The sequence below is a fragment of the Chloroflexus islandicus genome (genome assembly GCF_001650695.1).
In the GTDB taxonomy this organism is placed as follows: domain Bacteria; phylum Chloroflexota; class Chloroflexia; order Chloroflexales; family Chloroflexaceae; genus Chloroflexus; species Chloroflexus islandicus.
Genome location: NZ_LWQS01000063.1, coordinates 1 through 23,872 on the forward strand (window position 1 = coordinate 1; position 23,872 = coordinate 23,872).

At 61.1% G+C, this 23,872-nt stretch carries 14 protein-coding genes and 1 rRNA gene; 5 read left to right on the plus strand and 10 right to left on the minus strand.

From position 1 onward, the window contains the following. Positions 1-79 (minus strand): 16S ribosomal RNA (locus A6A03_RS12640); the annotation flags it as partial. Between the two features lie 446 nt (positions 80-525). On the opposite strand from A6A03_RS12640, the gene A6A03_RS12645 reads away from it, so the two are divergent. Then, a complete protein-coding gene (locus tag A6A03_RS12645) occupies positions 526-1,527 on the plus strand; it encodes a CaiB/BaiF CoA transferase family protein (RefSeq protein ID WP_066788859.1) in 1,002 nt (333 codons plus the stop codon). Here A6A03_RS12645 and A6A03_RS12650 read toward each other — a convergent pair. The 7 genes from A6A03_RS12650 to A6A03_RS12680 all read right to left on the minus strand — a co-directional run bounded on the left by A6A03_RS12650 (position 1,511) and on the right by A6A03_RS12680 (position 7,038). Continuing rightward, complete coding sequence (locus A6A03_RS12650; protein ID WP_066788862.1) at positions 1,511-2,407, minus strand: TlpA family protein disulfide reductase; 897 nt, start codon at positions 2,405-2,407, stop codon at positions 1,511-1,513. The two genes, A6A03_RS12645 and A6A03_RS12650, sit on opposite strands and share 17 nt — an antisense overlap. A 15-nt stretch (positions 2,408-2,422) precedes the next feature. Further along, positions 2,423-2,827, minus strand: a complete 405-nt coding sequence (locus A6A03_RS12655; RefSeq protein ID WP_066788865.1) for a FixH family protein — start codon at positions 2,825-2,827, stop codon at positions 2,423-2,425. A 64-nt stretch (positions 2,828-2,891) separates the two neighbouring features. Continuing rightward, positions 2,892-3,542, minus strand: coding sequence for a DUF6962 family protein (locus A6A03_RS12660; RefSeq protein ID WP_245668977.1), 651 nt, complete (start codon positions 3,540-3,542; stop codon positions 2,892-2,894). Between the two features lie 13 nt (positions 3,543-3,555). Further along, on the minus strand, positions 3,556-3,837 hold the full coding sequence (locus A6A03_RS12665; protein ID WP_066788868.1) for a DUF507 family protein: 282 nt from the start codon (positions 3,835-3,837) through the stop codon (positions 3,556-3,558). An 11-nt stretch (positions 3,838-3,848) separates the two neighbouring features. Then, positions 3,849-4,526: a class II aldolase/adducin family protein gene (locus A6A03_RS12670; RefSeq protein ID WP_066788871.1), complete on the minus strand. Its 678-nt coding sequence runs from the start codon at positions 4,524-4,526 to the stop codon at positions 3,849-3,851. Next, positions 4,513-5,595, minus strand: coding sequence for a hypothetical protein (locus A6A03_RS12675; protein WP_066788874.1), 1,083 nt, complete (start codon positions 5,593-5,595; stop codon positions 4,513-4,515). The genes A6A03_RS12670 and A6A03_RS12675 overlap by 14 nt, the downstream gene beginning before the upstream one ends. A gap of 24 nt (positions 5,596-5,619) precedes the next feature. Continuing rightward, entirely contained in the window at positions 5,620-7,038 is a 1,419-nt protein-coding gene (locus A6A03_RS12680; RefSeq protein WP_066788877.1) for an amidase, read from the minus strand. Between the two features lie 2,091 nt (positions 7,039-9,129). Here A6A03_RS12680 and A6A03_RS12685 point away from each other — a divergent pair. Continuing rightward, entirely contained in the window at positions 9,130-10,176 is a 1,047-nt protein-coding gene (locus tag A6A03_RS12685) for a saccharopine dehydrogenase family protein (RefSeq protein WP_066788881.1), read from the plus strand. A gap of 877 nt (positions 10,177-11,053) precedes the next feature. Here the strand turns inward: A6A03_RS12685 and A6A03_RS12690 are convergent. Next, a complete protein-coding gene (locus A6A03_RS12690) occupies positions 11,054-11,578 on the minus strand; it encodes a hypothetical protein (protein ID WP_066788884.1) in 525 nt (174 codons plus the stop codon). A 219-nt stretch (positions 11,579-11,797) separates the two neighbouring features. Here A6A03_RS12690 and recN point away from each other — a divergent pair, with 219 nt between their 5' ends. The 3 genes from recN to A6A03_RS12705 are packed head-to-tail and all read left to right on the plus strand — an operon-like array spanning position 11,798 to position 17,929. After that, positions 11,798-13,573 carry a DNA repair protein RecN gene (recN, locus tag A6A03_RS12695; RefSeq protein ID WP_066788887.1) on the plus strand — a complete coding sequence of 592 codons (1,776 nt, stop codon included), beginning with the start codon at positions 11,798-11,800 and terminating at the stop codon, positions 13,571-13,573. 56 nt (positions 13,574-13,629) lie between these two features. Next, complete coding sequence (locus tag A6A03_RS12700; RefSeq protein WP_066788890.1) at positions 13,630-16,860, plus strand: hypothetical protein; 3,231 nt, start codon at positions 13,630-13,632, stop codon at positions 16,858-16,860. Between the two features lie 43 nt (positions 16,861-16,903). Beyond that, complete coding sequence (locus A6A03_RS12705) at positions 16,904-17,929, plus strand: MraY family glycosyltransferase (RefSeq protein WP_066788893.1); 1,026 nt, start codon at positions 16,904-16,906, stop codon at positions 17,927-17,929. A 50-nt stretch (positions 17,930-17,979) separates the two neighbouring features. Here the strand turns inward: A6A03_RS12705 and pcs are convergent, their stop codons facing one another. Beyond that, the gene (gene pcs, locus A6A03_RS12710) at positions 17,980-23,448 is read right to left on the minus strand and encodes a propionyl-CoA synthase subunit Pcs (RefSeq protein ID WP_066788896.1); all 5,469 of its coding nucleotides are present in this window, start codon (positions 23,446-23,448) and stop codon (positions 17,980-17,982) included. Positions 23,449-23,872 lie beyond the last annotated feature (424 nt).

Below are 23,872 nucleotides of genomic sequence, written 5' to 3' on the forward strand. Positions count from 1 at the left end.
CAAGGCCGCTGCGTTCGACTTGCATGCATTAGGCACGCCGCCAGCGTTCGTCCTGAGCCAGGATCAAACTCTACATTATTGGTGCTGAGCCACAGCTTGCGCTGTTTCCCGTCACCGAATTGACGTGGCGTTTATCTCTGGTTCACTCGTCATTCAGTTGTGAAGGTGCTTCTGCGGAACGAGGGAGAAAACAAAACCAGGAAAATTCAGCTTGCTGAAGTTTCCTGGCGACGTCTCTGAATTGTCTTCAGCGCGTTTCGCTCGGGTTTGCTCTCCACTTGTTTGGTCTGCCTCGCTGCTCGCGAGTGAGACCTCGTTCGTTCCAGCCCGCGTAGTATAGCACGCCGGTCGTAGGTTGTCAAGAGGGTGCAAAATTTGACGTTTCTTCCCTTTATAAAGCCTTAAATCAAGTTTCCAAAGCACGAGCAATTTTGTGAATTTTTCACCACTTTCGCAACGAACCGTGCGCGCTAGCTGTGTTACGATTGAAGGAGCATCGGTCAGAACGACGAGCAGTGAGGAGCTATGCTGAACCTTTCGCAAACGTTGCGCGGCGTGTCGGTGATTGAAATCGCCAGCTATATTCCGGGGCCGCTGTGTGCGGCGATCCTTGCCGGGTTGGGGGCAACGGTGATCAAGATTGAACGCCCCGGCGGTGATCCGATGCGTACTCTACCGCCCCTCGATCAGACTGGTGAAAACCCGCTCTTTTCACTGCTCAATCACGCCAAGCAATGCCGGCAGCTCAATCTGCGCCAACCGGCCGATCAGGCTGTTTTGCGAGATTTGGTGCAATCAGCCGATGTGCTGATCGATGGCTTGCGTCCGGGTGCGCTTGGCCGGCTTGGTCTGGCTGATGATGTGTTGTTGCAGGCTAATCCGCGGTTGCTGATCGTGGCAATTGGCGGCGCGCCGGCAACCCATCCGCGCCGCGCTGAGGCGTTGCACGATTTGAATGCCCAAGCTTTGAGCGGGTTGCTCGTTGCCGGCGAGCCGCCGCCGCGCGTGCCCGGTGTTCACGCCGCCGATATGGTGAGTGGCTTGATGGCCGCCAGCGCCGTCTTGGCCGGCTTGATCGCCCGTGCGACGACCGGCCAAGGCGGGCGAATCGAAACGTCAATGCTGGCTGCTGCCCGTTGGCTTAATGCGCCAACACTGGCGCTGGCTATGGCCGGGTTAGCGGCTGATGATACGCTCAGTGGCGGTCTCGCTTGTTACCGTCTCTATCAGACGGCTGATGGCCGCTTTCTCGCGGTCGCTGCGCTCGAAACCCATTTCTGGCAACGAGTCTGCACTACGCTCAATCGGCCCGATCTCATTCCAGTACAGTATGACCCTGCTGCGCAGCCGATGCTCATCGCTGCGCTAGCGACCGCGTTTCGCCAACGTTCGCTGGCTGAATGGATGGCAATCTTCGCGCCGCTCGACGCATGCGTTTCGCCCGTCTTGACCCCGCAAGAAGCGGCGCAAGACGGGCCGGTAAGCGTGGCATTGGCGCTCGAACCCTGCTCTACGGCATCGGGTTGACTGGTTGACCAGCCGCAAGTTGGGCAATCGCCGGTCGTAGCTCGTCGAAGGTGATCCCGCCTTCGTAGCGCGCTTGAATCACACCGTTGCCATCGACAAGGAATGTCCACGGCTCGGTGCGCAGATTCCACTCTTGCATGGCCGGCACGAGTTTCGCCTGTTGGTATGACTCACCGAACGGATAGGGGTAGACCTCGACGTGAATGAAGTTGACCCGATCGCCAAATTCGCTCTTGAGTTGCTTCAAAACACTCATATTCGGTGCGCAGACCGCTGTTTGACAGAAACTTGGCGTCGAGAACGTCACCACGAACGGTTTGCCGCTCGCTATGGCATCGGCAATGGTCATCCGGTAAAAATCAGGATCAGGCCGCGGATCCGACGTCAACTGATCGAGCGCAGGCACGTCAGCCGCGGTCAGATTGCGTGACGGAATGGCTTTATCACCGACCATCGGCGCAAAGGCGCGTTCGCTAACATCGAGCCGGATCCGGCTCTTTTGCGCACCATTTGCCTGCGGAATGGCAATTTCGGCTTCCCAACCGCCGGCCCGATCGAGGTTGGCATAAGCAACGTAGAGTCCGACCGGCAACCCTTGACCACGATAGACGGCTTTGGTGGTCGTGACCGGCTGGGTGCGATCGCCGCCGGGGCCAACGTAGTACAATGTTACGTCAAGCGAAAGATTAGGATCATTGAGCGGCACGCCACCCTGCAATAAGCCAAACGGCAGCCGGTTGAGGCCGACGACGAGTTCCGATGCGGCAATCACTGGTGCAATTGGCGCCGCTTCGGCGGGAGGCGACGCTGCTTGGCGGCCACAACCTGAGATGAACACGGCCACTAGCAACACCATCGCCAAAATAAGACGCAAGCGCATAACAAACCTTCTCCTCTATTGCAAGACATCACGGCGAAACGTGGCTCGATACGTGGTTTCAGCCCGTTCCACCACAACGGTAATCTCCCACCAGCCTTCCATGGTATACGCTGTGCGCGCCCAATAACGCCCCGGCCCGTCCGGCAAGGCGACCGGTCGCGTTACCCCCATTGGCATCTCCGGCATATCGAGATCGAGATACACGTTGGCGTCATTAACCGGATTGCCCTGCGCGTCACTGAGCAACACCACAAAATCGACCGCCGTATTCATTTTGGGCCGGTCGGGTGTGTCGAGGGTGATTGATAAGCCATCAACAACTTTCGTCTCGCGCAACGGAATGGCGCTGTTGCCACACGCAGTTACGAGAACTAGCAGAACCAGAAAACCGAGTGAACCAAGAAATTCCGCGTGATTCATACAACCCTTCTTTCGGTTACGAGAACTAGCAGAACCAGAAAACCGAGTGAACGGATAAACCCCATCATAGCGATTTCCGCACACCCTCGACCAACAACGGCAAGGCCGCCAATTGCACCAGATGAAAGAGGCCGTTGTGGTCGAATGGTATCTCTCCAATCACGACTTCGAGCGAACTGGTCTGAATGCCAGCGGCGGCTATCGTGACTAAAATCCCCAGCGTCATGCGATCAGCGCCGGGCAATTGGCGACGCCGGGCCAAATCGGCGTAGATCGCCAATGCACTGACCATCGCCACCAATTCGTAGATAATGAACGCGAGAAAACCCCGCTGCAACCGCCGGCTGAGCCACGCAAAACCGGGAGCGGCCAGCGCCAGCGCCGGCAAAACCCGCTGCCCGGTTCGTTCGCCCCAGCGATCGCTGACCGCAGCCGTAGCAAAGAGCGCGATGATCAGCGCCAGCAACACGTTCAGCGGCTGCCACAGACGTTCACGGGTTGAGGGTGAGAGGCGCAACCCATGCACAATAGCCCCCAGCACACCGCTGGCGGCCAAGAGGGCAAACGCGGCTTGCCAGATGCGCCGGCGCCAACCTGCGGGACCACGCAAACGTCGTATCGCCAGCAACGCCGCCCCTGCCAGCGCCAAATCGGTCACCGCCGTGGTCTGTTCACGCGGATCGGTCATGAGGTGATCGGCAATCCATTGCTTCACACGGCAACCTTGTCTAGAGCACAATCTTGCGTTCGGCAATTAGGCGCTGGCGCAACCGGCGAAAGAGCGTGTCGTAATCAAGCCGCTCGTGCGTAATCTCGTATTTATACGCCTGCAACATCTGATGCACCTCGGCGTTCAGCCGATCTTCCACCTCGAGCTCATCGGTCATAATATCAACAATAGCCGCCCGCAGTTCCGGATCGCCAGCTTGAAACAGCACCCCATCCGTCTCGGCCAACACATCGACGAGCATCGTCGCAAGTTGCTCAACTTTCGCTGGAGAAAGCTTCATTGGTGCCTCCTCTAAATGCGTCCAGCGGCCCGAAATGCGCGCCGCACCTCGGCTAATTCGGCGAGCCGTTCGGGCGGCAACGGACGCGCGCCGCCGAAGAGATGGGCCGCCAGTAGGGTGCGCGCACAGTGTTCAATTTGTTCCATACGATGAAAGGCCTGCATCAACGTAGCGCCGTAAGTCAAGGCGCCGTGGTAGGCTAGCAAGATGGCTTCGTGATCGGCGACAAACGGGGCAATCGCCGCACCCATTTCGGGTGTGCCGGTTAGCGCGTAGGGCGCGGTTGGGATCGGCCCTAGCGCGATCAGCGCCTCCGGCAACAATGGTTCTGCTAAGTTAACGCCGGCCAGCGTCGCGCCTACTGCTGTGGGCGGATGGGCATGGACGCACGCCATTACATCGGGACGCTGGCGATAGACAAAGAGGTGCAGATAGCGCTCGGACGATGGTTGGCGGCCCGGTGCACCCCGGATCAAGCGGCCATCGAGATCAACCACGACCAAATCGTCAACGGTTAACATGCCCTTCGCCAAGCCCGCCGGCGTCATCAGGATTGTGCCATCTGGCAACCGCGCCGAGAGATTGCCGTCGCCGGCAACGATCAATCCGCGGTCATACAATAAACGACCGCACAGCACCATCTCGGCGCGCAGCGCCGCTTCTACCTCAGTGAGTTCAGTGGTTGTCATAGCGTTTGTGTTGGCGTAAACGGAAGAACAAGAAGGCGGCGACGATCCAGCCCGACCATGCTAGCAACGGACGGCTAAACCGCATCATCAGCATCACGATCAGCAGTACGGTTCGCAAACTCTGGATCACCAGCCGCTTGGCCAGATCAGGCCGTGGCGTCGCCGTCCAATCAATCTGGTTGAGACGCGGCAATAAGCCGCGTTCCACACACCCTTCAAGCGAAAAGAGGTAAATGGTATCGGTGTGATGGGCAGCGAGTTGCAAATCACGTTCGAGCGCATCCCACGCGAGCGGAGGCAAGTCTTCGGCGCTGCTTGATCGCACCGCGCTGCCGACGATACAACCGACCCCGATCGCATCAGCCGCCGGGCCGTAACTGTCGATCAGGGCGCCGCCGAGATCGTTGCCCAATTTTTCGATCGGAATACTGCTAAAGCAGAGCAATACCTCAACGTCAGCCGGCAGATCGACAATATCGAGCGCACGTTGAATGGTCGTAGTCGCGGCGCGCCGATCATCAACAATCAAGGGCAATTGGTAGGTATGCACCTCGTAACCGTCGTGATGCATTTCGGCGATCAGATCGACGTAAGCGGCCCGCGCGCTCTCGTACAAGACATTTTCGTGGGCGAGCCAAATCCGGCGAGCAATGTCACGAATCCCACGCCGCCGGCTCGCGATCACTTCCCCTAGCGGCGGCTCAATATCAAGCCCAATCGCCTGAAAGTGCAGCTTGTGCGCGATCGCCCACTGCCGCGCGGCCCGGTAGCGCTCAATCGCTTGCGGATAGTTCTGGAGGTTAAACCAGAACCCCTCTTCCGCCGGCAACAGCAACCATGCAACCACCGGAATCTGGTGCTGGTTCAGCGTAGCAATTGCTTGCGCCGTCTCTGGCGAGAGATTGTGCAGCGCGACAGCAACGCCGTATTCACCGGCGGCGAGAAAGTCGAGCAACCCCGGTGTAGCGAACAACTCAAGCAGGGCCGGCCCTTCAAGCTCACAGAAGAAGATGATGTGGGGCCGTCCCAGCGTTGATGGTATTACGGCTGGCAGTGATCTCGTTTGCACGTCTGCATTATAGCACTGTCGCTTTCACACCGTCGCCAATTGCGGATGGCGCCGCCAGTGCTGCGTCGCCTGTTCATAGGCGTAAGCCAGTTGCAAGACGCTGAAATCGGCACGGGGACGACCAATGATCTGCAATCCAACCGGCAACCCATCACGGGTGAAGCCTGCCGGCACGGCGATGGCCGGCGTGTTACAGACCGAGATGTAGTAACACGAGCGCATCCACTCGATATAGTTGCGCATCGGCACACCATTGATTTCAGTGATATACGGTTGCTCGACCGGGAACGGCGGCACTTGGCTCACCGGCGCGATGATGAATTCGTAGCGCTGCATAAACTCGTGCAGACGGGCCAGCAACGCCGCGTGCAAACGCATGGCGCGCCCGACTTGCGGCCCACTCAGCGCCCGCCCAGCTTCGATATTCCACACCACCGTATCTTTCATACGCGCACGTTCGCGGTCGAGCAACTCACCGAGGGTCAACTCGTAGCGAAAGGCGCGCATCACCTGAAAGATCTCGTCGGCGTCGCTCAGATCGGGGGTCGCCTCTTCCACAATGCAACCGAGCTGCTCGAACACGGCCCGTTGCGCGGCGATCACATCGCTCACTCGTGGATCAACCGGCAAACCGCCCAAATCCGGACTCCACGCCACCCGCACCCCGCGCAGATCGCGTTCGAGCGGTTGGGCAAAGATGCTGGCCGGCTCGCTGATCGAGAGCGGCGCACGCGGGTCGGGGCCGGCAATCGCTTGCAAGACCAGCGCAATATCAGCCACCGTGCGCGCCATTGGGCCATCGATTGCAAACGGCAGGTATGGGGTGGGATCGGGCCAGACCGGGACGCGACCGGGAGAGGTGCGAAAACCGACCACATTGCAATAGCCGGCTGGATTGCGCAGCGAACCGCCCAAATCGCTCCCATCGGCAATCGGGATCATCCCGCACGCCAACGCCACTGCCGCGCCGCCACTACTACCGCCGCAGGTTTTGCTCAGGTCGTAGGGATTGCGGGTAGCGCCAAAAACGGGGTTAAAGGTTTGCGAACCGGCGCCAAATTCGGGTGTGTTGGTCTTGCCAATGGTCACGGCGCCGGCGGCTTTGAGGCGGGCCACGATCAGAGCATCGAAATCGGGCACAAAATCGGCGAAGATCGGCGAGCCATACGTGGTGCGCATACCTTTGGTTTCGGCCAAATCTTTATGCGCCACCGGCAAGCCAGCCAACGGGCCGGGGTCTTCACCACGCGCCAGCGCCTCGTCAATGGCGCGCGCGCGATCCCGCGCACCAGTCACATCGAGCGTGACAATCGCGTTCACCAACGGATTGAGCTTTTCAATCCGGGCTAGATGCGCCTCAAGCACTTCGCTGGCCGAGACGGCGCGCTGGCGGATCAAACGGGCAATGGCGGTCGCCGGTTGCAAACAGAGGTCGGTGTGCATAGGAATCTCTCGTTCAAGGCAACGGATGATAGCGATCAGTCGTTATCGCAGCTCGCAATGGTTATGATACATCGGATTGCGAGGCTCTCCTATAATGGCGGGCCTGATTTGGGAATAGCCACGAAAAGACACACATGACGCAAAGGGGAACCATCAACATTTTTGCGCCTTTTGCGTCTTTTTGCGACTATTCTAATGCCCGTACCGCCCGTACCATCCCCCGGCCCTGATAGACCATGCTATGATTACAAAGCCCGCTGCACAGGCTGGAGTGGAATCGCCACAAAGAGACACAAGAGAGACAAAACGATTCCCATTGTTGCGTCTTTTGTGTCTTTTGGTGGCTATCGATGCGGGCCAACGGCCCGCGCCCCGCACCCTGTCACGGAGCGCGGGCGGCCCGCCCGCCCACACCAAACCGCGACCAACCGCTTCCCGCTGTGCAGGCCCCCGCCTCCAACCCGCAAGGGCTGGACGATCCTTCCGAAGCCCGCGCAGCGGTTTAGGAATGAGCGGCGATAGCCATAACCGCTCGTAAAAGGGGCGAAACAGACGCTGGTCAACGTGGAGGTTGTGTGTAGCTCTTCATCACCCCTCCCCCAGCGGGTTCAAGGGCGGACAGAACGCATGAGCGCAGGTGCGGTTCATGGCTTTGCAATGCGCCGGTGTACACTCACCCCCAGCCCCGCTCCCGCGCAGTGAGTTTCGTCACTGGGTTCCGGCCTATCCCCCGCTGTCATTGCGAGCGGAGGGGCAACGCAACGCGCTGTCCCGCAGCGAAGCCATCCCCCGCGAGCGCGAACGGAATTCCGCTCAGGCATTGTTCCCGCTCTCGTGGGAGATTGCTTCGGTTGGGCGGCTCCCAGCCGCGCTGGACGCCGCCACTCCCTCGCAATGACAACCGGCAAGCGGGTTTTGTTACCCTAGCCTCGCCCTTCAGAGACAGGATCCGAAACCTATGTTCCGCCCGTCCTTGCCCCTCCCCTTCCCAAACCGCTACGACCCTGCGCGCCTTTCGCGTCTTGGCGTGTACCGTCGTTGCACCTTGGCTTGCGTTGCGTCTGTACAGTATCGCCCCGCTTGCCGGCTATGGAGTGCGGCAGTCAAACTGCCGCACTTCATAGCTGTCCGCCCCTCCCCCGCTAGGGGAGGGGCAAGTGGTGGGAGCCACCTCCTCAACCCGCAAAGGCTGGGCGATCATGCCAAAGTCCGCTCCGCGAGCGGGGATGGAATACGGATAGCCTACCCAATTTTGCGCCTTTTGCGGCTATCGATGCAGGCCAGCGGCCCGCGCCCCGCACCCTGTCACGGAGCGCGGTCCGCTCCGTGAGCGGGGATGGAATACGGATAGCCTGCCTAATTTTGTGTCTTTTGAGTGTTTTTGTGGCTATTTCAAGCCCCACCGCCCACAATATCCCGGCCCTGATGCCGGGCGATCGTTCCGAAACCCGCGGCGCGGACTCGGATGAATACAGATGCCCACCGATTTTGCGTCTTTTGTGTCTTTTTGTGGCTATCGATGCGGGCCAGCGGCCCACCCGCCCACACCAAACCGCGACTAACCGCTTCCCGCTGGACAGAACCCCAACCCGCAAGGGCTGGGCTATCATGCTGAAGTCCGCTCCGCGAGCGGGGATGGAATACGGATAGCCTGCCTAATTTTGTGTCTTTTGGTGGCTATCGATGCGGGCCAGCGGCCCGCGCCCCGCCCCCTGTCACGGAGCGCGGTCCGCTCCGCGAGCGGGGATGGAATACGGATAGCCTGCCTAATTTTGTGTCTTTTGGTGGCTATCGATGCGGGCCAGCGGCCCGCGCCCCGCCCCCTGTCACGGAGCGCGGGCGGCCCGCCCGCCCGCACCAAACCGCGACTAACCGCTTCCCGCTGGACAGAACCCCAACCCGCAAGGGCTAGACGATCCTTCCGAAGTCCACTGGGTGAGCTAGGATGCCACTAACCAAAAGGATGACCATCAGGATCTTTGTGCCTTTTGTGGCTTTTTGTGGCTATTCCATAGTGTATGATGAGAACGAGCAACAAATTGCACAGCACCAGCCTCATCTTCGCTCCGTGGACGAGAGAAACCAAAACCAATGAACGACTGGATCATTTACGGCGCAAACGGCTACACCGGCGAACTGATTGCCCGCGCGGCAGTAGCAGCCGGTCTGCGACCGCGGCTGGCCGGACGTAATGCGGATGCAGTGAGGACGTTGGCCACCTCGCTCGGATTGCCATTCACCATTTGCCGGCTTGAGGATCGAGCAGGGTTACGCCAAGCATTGCAAGGCGCGCAAGTAGTGCTGCACTGCGCCGGCCCTTTCCAAGAGACCAGCGCGCCGATGATTGAGGCATGCCTAGAAACAGGTGTTCACTACCTCGACATCACCGGCGAGATTAGCGTCTTTGAGGCCGCAGCCAAACAAGATGCCGCTGCCCAGCAAGCGGGAGTGATGTTGATGCCGGGAGTTGGTTTTGATGTTGTGCCCTCCGATTGTCTGGCTGCTCACCTTGCTCGCCGGTTGCCGGGAGCGACGTCGTTGGCGCTGGCGTTTCGCGCCCTTGGCAGCATTTCGCGCGGCACCGCGATTACGATGTTGACCATGGCTGCGCGCGGTTGTGAGCGGCGCAACGGCCAGCTTATCATCACGCCGCCGTTGCACGAGGTGCGCATGTTCGACTTTGGGCGCGGGCCGCAGCCGTGCGTAAGCATTCCGTGGGGAGATGTCGCCACTGCCTATTACACGACCGGCATTCCCAACATCAAGACCTTCGTAGCAATCCCACGGCGCTCACGGCGCTGGATCGATCTCACGCGACGGCTGTTGCCCATTGCACAGCTTCCCCTGATCCGAAACGGACTGCGCCGCCTGCTAGCACGGACGTTGCGCGGCCCCGATGCTGCCACCCGCGCCAGCGGGCGGAGCATCATCGTAGGGGAAGTCACCGATGCGACGGGACGGCGCGTCACCAGTCGCTTGACCGGCCCAGAGGGCTATGCGCTTACTGTACAGACGGCGCTGCTGATCGTGCAGCGGGTCTTGAACGGCCACGCAAGCGCCGGCTTTCAGACCCCGGCGGGATTGTACGGCCCGGATGTGATCTGTGAGGTGCCGGGGGTGACGCGGAGCGATGAGTAGCGATATGACACTATGCCGGTAGGTTGTATAAGGCAGAAACACTTGCACTACTACGGTAGCGACTGCTAGGCGGCAGTGGCGCCGCCGCATTCCAACCTTCACCACTGCGGCAGTAATACTGCCGCACTCCATACGAGGGCCGCTGCGGCAGTGCTCCTGCCGCACGCTAGACATTACCAAACAGAACGTAGATCTGCCGGCACAGTGGGTTGAGGGGCGGACAGAATGATTGATCGAGTACAACGCTCGATCGCTGTGCGATGCCGTAAAGCCCCGTACTGCGCTCCTCATCACCCCTCCCCCAGCAGGGGAGGGGCAAGGGGTTGGGGCATCAGCCCGCGCAGCGGGCTTCGTACCCCTAGCCCGGCCCTTCAGGGCCGGGTTCCAGACAAATGTTCTGTCCGCCCTTGAATTACAGTGGGAAAGAGGCTGGGGGGTGAGGGCCATCAGCAGCATACGTTCTGTCCGCCCATGAACACTTGTGCGGGAGAGGGAAGCGCAGAATCGAGCGTTGAGACATCGCACAGCGATCAACAGTTACGATCGACGATACGCTCAACCACCGAATAGCCATGCGTTCTCACTGGTAAACGTGACACACCTATCCAGTACCTATCCACCCAAATGTGCGTGGCGTTTTGAGCGACCACTCCCCACAACAACCAGCGTGCCCGCCGGATGCCGGCGGGCACATCTGCCAAGAGCTGTCTTGTGATTGCGTTGCGCGCCTCTTAGGCGAGCGCGCCTGCCCACAGCGTGATATCCGCGCATCACCCAAACCGCAACCAACCCTTCCCGGCTCACCCCCACCACCTGCCAACCACCAGCTCGCGGTTGCCTCAGACAACGTTTGCCAGCCGCCATAGAACCCTGCTTTCTAACGACCCATCTGGCGCACGATCTGCTGCCGCTCTTCGGCAGTTACGAGACCGAAGCTGTCACCACGATTCAGGTAGACGATCTCTTCATTCTTAATCCCAACCACCAGATCGGGCAAGGCATCGCCATTCAGATCGGCCAAGCGCATCGTGATCGGCGTCAAGTCCTCGTTCGCCCCGACCAAGTACGGCCCGATCAGCGTGCGCGTCTTGCTCACGTCACCACCGGGGATTTCGAGGATCAATACTTGCCGGTCGAGATTCATTGCAATCAGGCGCGTCGGCCCAACGGTCTCCTCGGCGCGACCGACATCCGCCGTCAGGTGGAACGTGCGGGGCCGCCCATATCGCCAGTCGTCAACCACTACTTGCCCCCAGCTAATGACGGCGCTGACCAGCACGTACAGCGCCAACACTGCCAGCAAGCCGGTCACGATATATGCCGTGGTGCCGAGAGCTGGCGCCGGCACGGCCATCGTAGACATCCGGCGCGGTGAACGGATTTCACGACTTGTTACTGCCATAGCAGCCCTCCTCCGCGAAACGGCTAGTGTCATAGTAGAACAAAGGTTCTTTCGCTCACTTGTTCGGAAGTATAGCAGAGATGTGATTGACTGTCAAGAACTTTTGTGCTACTTTTTCCAACAACCGGTGGACAAGACGGTTGTGGTACAATGCAATGCGTGTAGCTATCGCATCACGTTCCGGCAATTAAACGCTCAGACGGGTACTGCGCCTGCCGTATGCTAATTGAGTTGCAGATTCAGGATTTTGCCATTATTGACCGTCTGCATCTGCGCTTTGAGCAGGGCTTTAATGTGCTGACCGGCGAAACCGGCGCCGGTAAGTCGATCATTATTGATGCCCTCGGCACCTTGCGCGGCGAACGGGTTGATCCCACCTTTGTGCGTGCCGGCTGCGCGCGCGCCCGGATTGAGGGCGTCTTTAGCCTTGATGACTGCCCGCATCTGCTCCCCCTGCTCGCCGAACACGATCTGCTAGACGAAGACGATGATCAGGTCATCCTTGCCCGCGAGATTTCGGCGGAGTCGGGGCGGAGCGTCGCCCGCATTAATGGCCGGGCTGTCAATAGCGCCACCCTGCGCGAAATCGGCAGCCGTTTGATCGATATTCATGGCCAGCACGAAGGCCAATCGCTCTTTAACTCGCGCACCCACCTTGAGCTACTCGACCGCTTCGGCGATCTGTTGCCGCTCCGCCAGCAAGTGGCCGAACAATTGGCCGCATTGCGCGCGGTGCAGGCCCAGTTGGCCGATCTGCGCACCGGCGAAGCGCGCCGGCAGGCCCGGATCGAGGAGCTAGAGATGCTGCGCGCCGATGTGGCGGCGGCGAAGCTCAAGCCGGGCGAAGAGGAAGCGTTGCTGCGCGAGCGTTCGATTGTGCAGAATGCGACCCGCATTGCCACGCTAGCCGATGAGGCATACCGGGCGTTGTACACCGGTGGCGAGGGACGTGGCGGGCGTCCGGCGGTTGAGTTGCTATCGCTGGCGGTTGATGCGCTGACCGAGCTGGCCCGTTTCGATGAGCGGGCCGGGCCGCTGGCCCAGCAAGCCACTGAGTTGCATTACCAGCTCGAAGAACTGGTGATCGGGTTGCGCCGCTATCGCGCCGATCTCGACGTTGATCCGCGCCGGCTCGATGCGATTGAAGATCGCCTCACCGTGTTGCGTGATCTGCAACGCAAATATGGCGTCGACTTGGCAACGTTGATCGAACGGGCCGCCAGCGCTGAGGCTGAGATCGAGCGGTTGAGCAACAGCGCCGCCCAAATCGCTGCCCTTGAGACGCAAGAGCAACTCCTGCTCGCTGAATTGGCCCGCCGCGCGCTTGAGCTGTCGCAACGGCGGCGGCAGGCCGGTGAGGAGTTAAGCCGCCAAATCAGCACGGCAATGCGCGATTTGGCGATGCCGAATGTCCAGTTCGCCGTCCAGATTGATCACAGCGATGACCCAAACGGCCCGCTGATCAATGGTCGCCGGCTGGCCTGCGATCGCACCGGTATCGACCGGGTCGAGTTTCTGATTTCACCGAACCCCGGCGAGCCATTGAAGCCGCTGGCCCGCATCGCTTCCGGCGGCGAAAGCGCGCGCTTGCTGTTGGCGCTCAAATCGATTTTGTCGCAGGTTGATGAGGTGCCGACCCTGATTTTTGATGAGGTTGACGCTGGGGTGGGTGGGCGCGCCGGCCATGTGGTCGGCCAGAAGTTGTGGGCGATCAGCCAGCGCCATCAGGTGTTGTGTATTACCCACCTGCCACAAGTCGCCGCTTTCGCCAATGCCCATTACCATATCCGTAAAGAAGTGGTCGCCGGACGCACCCGCACCAGCGTTGAGCCGTTGTCTCCCGAACAACGGATCGATGAGATTGCGGCTATGCTCGACGGTGTACCCAACGACCATAGCCGGGCCAATGCCCGCCAGATTTTGGAACGGGCGCAGGCGTGGAAAGGAGGGATGGCCGGGACTACCCACGAGCCGTCCCCCCAGCGAGCTTCATAACCCGATGAGCAGGGCGGCCAATCGGCTGCCCCACTAGAGAGGCCGTTGTCGCTACTATGTCCCCCCAAAGTTCACTCAGTCGCTGGAGCGCGTGGATTGTTGAGGCGAGCTGGTTGCTGGCGCTGACGCTGGTGCCAATCTACTTCAACCTCTATTCCGCGCGCCATTTTGAGCCTGATAAAGCGGCAACATTGCGTTCGCTGGCGCTGATCGGAGTCGCTGCGGCGATCGTTTGGCTGATCGATTGGCTGAATCAGCGCACTTCAGATCAGCCATCAACGAACGGCTCGTGGTGGGCCTCGCTGCGCGCAACGCCGCTCTTTTGGCCAACGGTTGCCTACACCGCCGTCTTTATCCTGACGACCATTACTTCGATTACCCCCGCCGCCAGTTTGTGGGGTTCGTACCAGCGCATGCAGGGGCTGTACACCTATCTCTCTTACCTCATGCTCGGCGTATTGGTGGCATTCACTATGCGCACCCCTGCCCAACGCGAACGGTTGATCACGGTGAGTCTCGCCGCTGCTGCGGTGGTGGCAGTGTACGGCATTATGCAGCACTACCAGCTCGACCCGCTGCCGTGGCGCGGCGATGTGATTGCACGGGTGGCTTCGACGCTCGGCAATTCGATCTTTGTGGCGGCGTATCTGATAATGATCGTGCCGCTGGCGCTCTACCGGCTGCTCGCGGCGCTCGCCGCCGCTCGCACTGCGCCGCGCGCGCCCCAACCGGCTGCCGAATGGCGCTGGGCAATCGCGCGCGGCTTGCTCTGGCTGGCTGGCACGCTGCTGACCATCGCGATTTTAAAGTTTAGCGTTGCGATCCGCACGATTGATTTCCGCTACTGGTGGCTTTTTCCGGGGGCAGTGATCTGCGCGACAGCGCTCTGGTGGTTGCTGACGATCAACCGCAGCCAACCGCTGCCACGCTGGCCTCTGTTGCTCACCTTTGCGTATCTGCTCGGTTTTGGGCTGGCTTTTGCCGTCAATGCCACCGCCGGCGTGCAACAATTCGCGACTCCCGACCTTGCCGCCAATGCACTCGATTGGTGGCTGTGGTTGGGGTTGGCAGTGGTTGCGCTGCTCGCTGGCTATGGGTTAACCCTGTTTGGCCCAGCGCCGGCGGAGCCATCGCGGTTGGGATGGCAGCTCAAAGCCGCGGCTAGCGCCATCGTGCTCGGTCTTGTCCTCGTCACCATCTTCTTTAGCCAGAGCCGCGGGCCGTGGATTGGCTTGGGAGCAGGCCTGTTTCTGTTCGTATCACTTACGCTGTGGTATGGACGAAAACGGCTACAGGCGAGCGGCAATCTGCGCGGCAGCCGGTTGCTGGCGCAGGCGCTGGCGGCTTGGGTAGCAATCACGCTGGCGACCGGCGGCTTTCTGATCGCGTTTAATCTCTCGGATGCGCCCTTCTTTACCCAATTGCGCGAGGTGCCCTACCTTGGCCGGATGGGCCGGCTGTTGGAAGTCGAGAGCGGCACCGGCTTGGTGCGACGTTTGATCTGGGTGGGAGATGAGCACGCCGGCGGAACCATTGGTCTCATCACCAGCGACCCGCTGCGATTGCTGATCGGTTGGGGGCCAGAGAGTATGTTTGTCGCGTTCAACCGGTTCTACCCGCCGTTGCTGGCCAATGTCGAAGCGCGCGGCGCGTCGCCCGACCGCTCGCATCAGGCTTTTCTCGATGAAATTGTCACCAAAGGATTGCTGGGGCTCGCCGCATATCTCTGGCTGATCGGCAGCTTTGTCTGGTTCTGCCTGCGCCAATTGCGCCAGCCGGCCAGTTGGCGACACCAATTGCTGATCATCGCTATCCTGAGCGCGATCACGGCCCATCTGGTCGAAGGTTTGACCGGCATCCCGATTGTGGCGACGTTGATGATGTTTTGGCTGCTGTTGGGTCTTGCCATTGCGGCTGAACGGATCGAGCGCAGCCAAGAACCGGCGCCGGCGCCTGAGCCGGTCGCTGCAACCAAGCCAGCAGCGCGCCAACCGGCCCGGCGCGGCCAGCAGCGCGCACCCGCGCGCCGGCCCGCCGCGCGCCGGCCTGCTGCCGGTATGCTCGGTACTGCCAGCTTGATCGGCTTCGTCGCTGCCGGTTTGATCTGGTGGCTGAACATCCAGCCGGTCTATGCCGATATGCGCTTCCAGCAAGCGCAAAGCTATAGCGAGCAGGGGCAAACGTCAGCGCGAGCGCTATTGGCCGCCCTCAACGAGTCGATCGCTACTATCCGGGCTAATCCCGGCGAAGATTTCTACTACCTGCATCTCGCCCGCACGCTGATGAACCTCGCCGATGCGCTGCGCGCGCAAGGTGCGGCGATTGGCGATGCCGGCAAGCCCGATCTCGACGCACTGCTGCGGCTTGATAGCGTGGAAGCGGTTTCCGCCTTCGTCCAACGCTCATCGCCGCTGAGCCTGCTCGCCTACGCCGAGGCCGCCTTAGAGCGCGCCCACCAACTGAGCCCCCTTAACAAGGATCACTACGCTAATTTGGGCCGGATCAACACCTTCTGGTATGGGTGGACGGGAGACGCGCAGCGGTTGTATACGGCGCTGCGGTGGTACGAGCGGGTGGCCGAGATTGCGCCGCAGGATGTGGCCCTAATGAACGAACGGGCTGGCGTGTTGATGCAACTAGCCGAACACGCGACGACCAACGGCGACGCCGCTCAAGCCGGAGCCTTTTTCCAGCAGGCTGATGAGCTGTTGCAAACCTCAGCCAGCCTTGATCCGCGTTTTGGCGACACTGCCCTCCGCCGTGGCGATTTAGTGCGCTTCCGCACCGGCGATCTCGATGCGGCCACGGCCTTCTACCTGCAAGCCATTGAACAGGCGCCGCAGCAGATGGTTGATAACCTCGACCGGATTGCGCGGGGTCTCAGCAGCCGGCCCGATCTGCTCAACCAACTCCGTGATGCTTTTGCTGTGCAGGCCGAGCGGGCTGCTCAGGCGTTGGCCGAAGCGCAAGGCAAGCCCGAACGGGCCATCGAACTACCCACCCTCACCGCACAGGCTGCCGGCTTGTACGCCGCCGTGGCCCGGCTAGCGGTGCAGACCAACGATATGGCCGGCGCAGCCGTACCGTATGCACGTGCGGTTGCTATTCAACCCGACAATGCTGCGCTGAGCGAGCAATACACCCTGATCCTCAGCGAAACGCTGCAATACGATGCGGCGCTCGCTGAAGCGCGCCGCATGCGGGCGGTTTTGCAGAGCAGCGGGCGCATCAACGAGCTGGCGCGGGTCGAGCAGTTGATTGCGCTGATTGAACAGGCGCGCAAATGACGCCAAAACCCTACGCGGCTGCTTGGCGCTGAAACGATAGGTTATGGCTAATATCGCCCTCATCTTGATCGCCGCACTCACCTTCTCAATCCTCGCCACGCCGATCGCGCGGCGGGCAGCGCTGCGCAGCGGCGTCATCGCGGTGCCCCGCGCGCGCGACAGCCATACCACGCCGATCCCGCTGCTTGGTGGGGCGGCGATCTACGCGGCGTTCGTCGCCGCCTTGCTCATCTTTGGCGATCAGGCCCATATTCGCGAATTGATCGGGATTTTGCTCGGCGCGACGATCGTATCGCTGTTTGGGTTGGCCGACGACCGCTGGGGGATGCCGGCGCTCGTCAAGCTGGCCGGGCAAACACTGGCCGCGATCGTCCTGCTGCTCGGCGGGACGCAGGTGCAACTCTTTCCATGGCCGGCGCTGAATTGGGCGATCACGCTGCTGTGGGTGATCGTGATCACCAACGCGATCAATTTCCTCGACAACATGGATGGGCTATCCGGCGGGGTAGCCACAATCGCCGCTGCGTTCTTCCTGTTGCTGGCCGCGATGAATGAACCGCGACAGGTGTTGGTCGGCGCGATGTCGGCGGCCCTGATCGGGGCCTGTATTGGCTTTCTGCGCTACAACTTCAACCCGGCTAGCATCTTTATGGGGGACACCGGCAGCCTGTTTATCGGCTTCATTCTGGCCGCATTGGCGATTAAGCTGCGCTTTCTGAGCAATACCCCACTAGTGACGTGGCTGGTGCCAGTCTGCGTACTGGGATTGCCGCTCTTTGATCTCGCGCTCGTCGTCGTGGCCCGGCTCCGCCGGCGGGTCAATCCATTCACCACTGCCGGCAAAGATCACCTCTCCCACCGCCTGCACGCGCTTGGTATGACCAAACGCGAAGCGGTGCTAACCTGTTATTTGCTGGCTGGTGCGAGTGGATTGGTGGGAGTCTATGTCACCCAAGCACGGCCATCCGAGGCTTACCTCGTGGTGGCCGGCCTGCTGGTGCTTGCGATCAGCGGAATCGTCTGGCTCGAACGGATCTGCCCATCGGGGCAGCCACGGCGGGAGGCATAAAGGGGATAGGGCAGCATACATGCTGCCCTATCCTCCTCACCAACCTACCGCTACTCCTCGCGTGATGTCCACGCCTCGTACAGCTCGTCCTTGCTCTTAATGCCGAGCCGTGGCAAGGCATGGTTGACGACGTAGGTCGCCGCGGTGTGGCGATTCTCCCACATCGCCTGATGCGCTTCGGGCAACTGCTCCCACGGCACCACTGCCGGCTCGGTGATCGTGATCAGACCGGCGCTGATCTCCTCGTTCATCCGCACAATCTCGTAGGCGTTCGAGAGGTGCGTACCGAAGATCTGGGCCGTTGGCATATAGATGCGGCGCTGGCGCACCCAGATCTGCGGCGCGAAGAACGAATAGCGCCGCCCGCCGATATCCTCGAAGTAGACGATCCGGCCAGTGAAGGGCTTGATCAGCATCGCGCTCACCGCCAGCGCATCGTGACCGGCGCGCTCGATGATCAAGTCGGGATAGCCGCGCGGGTTGTCGGGCGTGCGCAGGAAGCCGCCGACCGCGCTGCCGATCGGCTTGAAGGTCAGGTCGTTGAAGCGGCGCACCGCCTCTTTGAGACCTTGCGGATCCTTGCGCGAGTCGGGCAGCGGCGGCATTGTCTCTGGCCACTCGAAATCGTCGCCAAACCGCCGCTTGAGATCGGCGATGCTGACCACGCCGCGCAGAGCTGCGCCGAAACCGAGCGAGAGCAAGAACTCGCGCTGGGCATCGCTAACCGTCACCACCACGATCCGCGCCCCCATCAAGCGCGCCGCCTCGATGGCTTCAAGGCCGCCGCTATCAATCAGGTCGCTGCTGCTGACGCCGTAGTAGATCAACACCCCCTCACCGGCGCGCAAGCCGGCCCGCCGCAGCATCTCGGTTGGCGAAGCCGCGCCGGGCTTGCCGATGAAGGTGAAGTGATAGCCGCTGCTCGCGCCGTAGAAGGTCAGAGTTGGGATATGACCATCACGCGGTTCGCCGAGCAGTTGGAAGCTGCGCGGGAAGGCCGTCTCGCCGGCGTGCGAGACGACGTAATCGGCCAAGCGGCCATCGTTCTGGGCCCGGAACATCTCAAGCAACGGATGGCCAGCCGCCTCCCATGCTGCCCATTCAGACGGGTCTTCCGGCACGCGGGTGAAGCAATTGGCGATCGCCGGATCCTTGCGGTTAATCGCTCCCTTGCCGCCGGCCCCGATCACCGTCGCCGCCCGGTCAGCCGAGCTGACCATACCGATCACGTTAAGACCGTTGCGCGCCGCGGTACGGGCCGCATCGAGACCGGTACCAGTTGCGGCGCCCTCAATAAAGATCGTGCGACCGGGTTGCACGCGCAGCGTGGTAAAGAGCGCGCGATAGATCGTGCCTAGATTGAGGATGTAGCTGCCCGCCGCCTCGATAGTCATATCCGGCAGCACCGGCATACACTGCGGCGCTTGCGCCACCATAAACTGCTGGTGCGAACCATCGGGCGTATCGTTGCCTTGGATGACGAAATCGACCGCCATCGGATCAAGGCCCACCAGCGGCGAGAGCAGGTCGTTCTGGCCAGAGTAGATAGCGACCAAATCGCCGATCTTCAGCCGGCCTTCGCGGCGCGCCTCTTCACCAAGCGCCACCACCAACCCGATCCCGCCCGAACCGGTCACGTGCCAGTCACGGTCGTGCTCGTCGAAGCGCGACACCGGAATGCCGGTAATCGCCCAAATATCGTTGAAGTTGACTTCCGAGGCCAGCACATAGATCAGCGCCTGATTCGCCCGTGGCCGCTCGACCGGAATAATGATCTGCTTCTCGGCTACAATCGGGTCGCCATGCATTGCCGCGCCCGTCTCCGGATCGCGGATGAAGGCCTGCGCGTACTGCCACTTCGGAATCCGATCGACGCCGGGGAAGAAGGGCGAACCGATCGGCAACAGCTCTTTCTGCTCTAGCAAGAGTTGCTCCTGTTCGGGGGTGATCAATGGCCGGCGCGTCGGCAATGGCGGGCTGTGGCGATCGAGGAACTCGCGGATACCGCGCTTGCCGCCATTCGGATCAACCACCGCTTCGGCGAACAGCTTCGCCTCGTGCTCAAGGCCAGCCTCGAAGCCGTGGATGAACCCGTAGCGGATCGCCTCGAGCGCGCGATGTACAGCGGCGTCACGCCCAACGGTATGGGCCTGCTTGATGATGCGCTCAACCCGCGGATGGGCAATAATCGAGCGCAGCTCATCATCGGCGAAGTGCGGGTCAGGCTTGCGCCACTCTTCGAGTTGCTCGTGGCGATGGCGGAAGGCCTTGGTGACTGGCGACTCTTCGCGCAACGCGCCATCGGGGCCAATCGCCTCGCGGGCCAGTTCGCACGCCAACGCCAGCGCATCGTAATCGCCGGTCGCAATCCCATCGATCAAGCCCAACTCCAGCGCCTCTTCAGCCGGCACGCTCCGCCCGCCCAAGATCATCTCTAACGAGCGCAGCAGACCGGTGCCGTTGTTGCGCTTGTAGAGCAAGCGCGGCAACCGTTGCGTACCGCCGTAACCGGGCAGCAAGCGCAGGTTGATCTCAGGCTGGCCAAACTCGGCGTAGACATCGGCCACGCGGTAGTGGCAGGCCATCGCAAACTCCAGACCGCCACCAAGCGCCACACCGTTGATCGCCGCGATGCACGGCTTGTTCATGCACTCGATCTTGCGGAAGGCGAGGTGCGCGTTGTTCGGCAGCGCCATCGCCTCTTCCACCGTGTGGATCTCTTCGAGCAACTGGCGAATGTCGGCGCCGGCCACAAAGCTCTTCGCGCCTTGGCCGGTGAACACGATCACAGCCACATCATTCCGCCGGCTCAGGTGATCGACAATCGTGTTCAGCTCATCGAGCGCGCGCTCGTTGAGCGCGTTAACCGGCGGGTTGGTCACCGTCACCACCGCCAGCTTACCGGCGCTGGCCGCCGGCGGATGGTACTCGATGCGGAAGTAGCGGTAGCGCTCGATGATCTGCTGCTCTTCGGCCATGCGCTGCTTGCGCTTCCACTCGGCAATCTTGGCCGCAATCTCTTCCAGCACCTCTGGATTGCGCAGCGTGGTGGTATCGCCCAGCGGCTCATCGAGCATCATATTGCGCAGGAAGCGGCGCATGTACTTGCCGCTGCGCGTTTCGGGGAAGGCGCTGACCTCGATGTAATCTTCGGGCACGCTCACCGCACCCTTCTCGGTGCGCACAATCTCATCGAGCCGCCGGCGATCGGCAGCCGTCAGCCGCCGGCCCGGCGCCGGCTGGATGAAGGCGACCGGCGTCAGACCCTTCTCGCGGTGCGGCGCGCCGACCACGATACAGTTGCCGACCGGCGAGTCGGGCGTAATCTGGCGATCGCGCAAAATCGCGCCCTCGATCTCCTCGGTGCCCATGCGGTGGCCCGACACGTTGATCACGTCGTCCGAGCGGCCATGGAGGGTAAAGCTGCCATCGGGGTACTTCATCGCAAAGTCGCCCTGAATGTAGCCCCACTCGCCGTTTGGCCCGCGCCGCCAGTAGGTCTTCACAAACCGCTCGGCATCGCCCTTCCACGCCCGCAGCGGGATCTCGCCGCGCAGATAGGCTTCAAAGCCGGGCACATCACCCCAGATTGTGCGCGTCAGGTACGGATAGGGCGCCGTAATCACGATCTCGCCCTTCTCTTCGTAATCGGCCACCCGATAGCGCACATTGCCGCTCTCATCCGTTTCGGCCACCCACACCTCGCCGGCAATCCACGGCAACGGATAGGTGTGCGCATCGGGGCGGAGCGGGAAGTCGTTATTGCCGTAGAAATGCGTCCAAACAATACCGCCGTGCTCGGTCGCCCAGTACGAATTGATGTACTGCGGCGTCATGATCTGCATGCCGAACTGCTGCACAGCCGGGCTTACCGGCTCGGCGCAGAAGGTCGCCACTCGCAGCGTTGACATATCGTAGAGCCGCACGTCTTCCACGTTCTGCGGGTTCGACATCACCGTCTTGAGGAAGGTGACGCCGGCCTTGAAGATCTGCACATCGTACCGCTCGATGATGCTGGCATAGCGGCCCGACGAGGGGAAGAGCGGCGACCCCTCGGCGATCACGCCGGTCAGGCGGCCAGCCATCGTCGCGGTGAGCATGTAGCTCTGGCCAGTGATCCAACCCGGATCGGCGATGACGTAGATCGTATCACCCGGCTCGGCATCAAAGCTCACCGGCAACGTATGCAAAATGCCGGCGACATACCCGCCATGCACGTGGATCACACCCTTGGGCTTGCCGGTGCTGCCCGAGGTGTAGATGATAAACATCGGGTACTCGGCATCGACCGGCTCGCACGGAACACTGGCATACAGCGCGCGAATCAGTTGCTCGTCGGGCAGGCTGAGCAGCTCAGATTCGCTATGGACATCAATGCCGGCAGCGCGCGCGTTGGCCAAAATCTTCTCAAGGGCTGCCTCGAGCAGCTCGTGGCTCCAGCGATCGCGTCCCTCATTCCACAGAATCTCTTGGCCGGTGTGGCGCACCACAATCACCGCCTCAACCCGCGGCGGCGTCGCCACCAGCGCCTGCGCCAGCACGGTGCGCACCTTGGATTGGATACCAGCATCAAGATCGCGCATCTGAGCCAGCGCCGCCCCAACCCCACGCATCACGTCCGATCGCTCGATGGTGATCTCACCCTCCAACGCCGCATCAACTTCGGCAAGGATCTTCTGGCGCTGGTCATCGGTCAACGGCAGCGTCGCCAGCGTATCGATCACAATCTGGCGCACCGTTTCCACCGGCACATATTTATCGAGCGCCTGATCGGTATAGGCCTCTTTGTAGGGCACCACTTGCGCATTGCGGTAGGCGCCGTCTGAGGTGATCACTACCCGCGCGCCAGCATTGTGGATGCGATCCGACAGCGTCTTGTCAGAAAAGCCGCCGAACACCGGAGTGTAAATGATTCCCAGCCGCTTAGCCGCCTCGGTGTAATAGATCTGCGGCATAATATTCGGCATATTCAGCGCAATCCGGTCACCTTTCTTCAGACCGAGATCGCGCAACACTTGCGCCGCCTTCACCACCTCGACCAGCAACCGCCGCCGGGTAATCGTCTCTTGCACCACCGGCCCGCCACGGCCATTGTTGAGCGAGCTGTCCCAGCGATCACCCTCAAAGTAGAAGGCCACCTCATCGCCGTAGCCCGTCATGACATGGCGGTCAACTTCGTTGAAACAGGCATTGGTTAAACCGCCAAGGAACCAGCGGTAGAAGGGCGCTTCGCTATCATCAAACGCTTTTTCCCACGGCTGATAGTCGGCTGGATAATCCACCTCGACCGGCGCGCCAGTAGCCGCGTCAAGCCCTTCCCAGCGCTGGCTGGTCTCGTTGAAGCGGATCCAGCAGCGATGGGCCGGATCGTACCAGTGGATCAGCGTCCGGGCAATTGCGCCATGGAAAGCGCCGGGATCGGCCAGCGCAGCAGCGCGCTGTTTTTCCCAAGCAACGCGATCCCGAATTGGATTGGAACGGGGCGCCCGTGGTGGGGCGGGGGGCGCAGTGTCGATCATCGACAGTCCTCCTCGACGCATGTCAAAACCTAATCTACCGGTTGTGATATAGATAACAAGGGGTGCATATTATAGACTACCCCTCGTGACGCAATTCGTCAAGACTTCAATAATTGAGAATTGTTCACCGTTTACTTAACAGAGGCCCACAATCACGCAGATGCTGCTCATGTCGCCCGATCAAATCTGGATTACCGATATGCGTCCTGTGCATAACTGTCACCAACTGTTGCCAAGCGGCAGCTTGCGCCAGAGTCCAGACCAGACAGATCATTGGATTGGCCGGTGAGAACAGCAGCCGGGCCATCGGCATAACGGCAGCGAACCTCCCTACCGGCAATCGTCGCATAAGCTTACACAGCAAGGTGGTATACTAAATTGTATCATCCATGGCGCAGTTACGAACAACCCAGCCACCGCGCCA

Excerpts from the sequence above, each read along its gene's own strand:
- A6A03_RS12690 (WP_066788884.1), bottom strand. The coding sequence starts at position 11,578 with ATGGCAGTAACAAGTCGTGAAATCCGTTCACCGCGCCGGATGTCTACG.
- A6A03_RS12645 (WP_066788859.1), top strand. The coding sequence starts at position 526 with ATGCTGAACCTTTCGCAAACGTTGCGCGGCGTGTCGGTGATTGAAATC.
- A6A03_RS12700 (WP_066788890.1), top strand. The coding sequence starts at position 13,630 with ATGTCCCCCCAAAGTTCACTCAGTCGCTGGAGCGCGTGGATTGTTGAG.
- A6A03_RS12705 (WP_066788893.1), top strand. The coding sequence starts at position 16,904 with ATGGCTAATATCGCCCTCATCTTGATCGCCGCACTCACCTTCTCAATC.
- A6A03_RS12670 (WP_066788871.1), bottom strand. The coding sequence starts at position 4,526 with ATGACAACCACTGAACTCACTGAGGTAGAAGCGGCGCTGCGCGCCGAG.
- A6A03_RS12650 (WP_066788862.1), bottom strand. The coding sequence starts at position 2,407 with ATGCGCTTGCGTCTTATTTTGGCGATGGTGTTGCTAGTGGCCGTGTTC.
- recN (WP_066788887.1), top strand. The coding sequence starts at position 11,798 with ATGCTAATTGAGTTGCAGATTCAGGATTTTGCCATTATTGACCGTCTG.
- A6A03_RS12665 (WP_066788868.1), bottom strand. The coding sequence starts at position 3,837 with ATGAAGCTTTCTCCAGCGAAAGTTGAGCAACTTGCGACGATGCTCGTC.
- A6A03_RS12685 (WP_066788881.1), top strand. The coding sequence starts at position 9,130 with ATGAACGACTGGATCATTTACGGCGCAAACGGCTACACCGGCGAACTG.
- A6A03_RS12655 (WP_066788865.1), bottom strand. The coding sequence starts at position 2,827 with ATGAATCACGCGGAATTTCTTGGTTCACTCGGTTTTCTGGTTCTGCTA.
- pcs (WP_066788896.1), bottom strand. The coding sequence starts at position 23,448 with ATGATCGACACTGCGCCCCCCGCCCCACCACGGGCGCCCCGTTCCAAT.
- A6A03_RS12680 (WP_066788877.1), bottom strand. The coding sequence starts at position 7,038 with ATGCACACCGACCTCTGTTTGCAACCGGCGACCGCCATTGCCCGTTTG.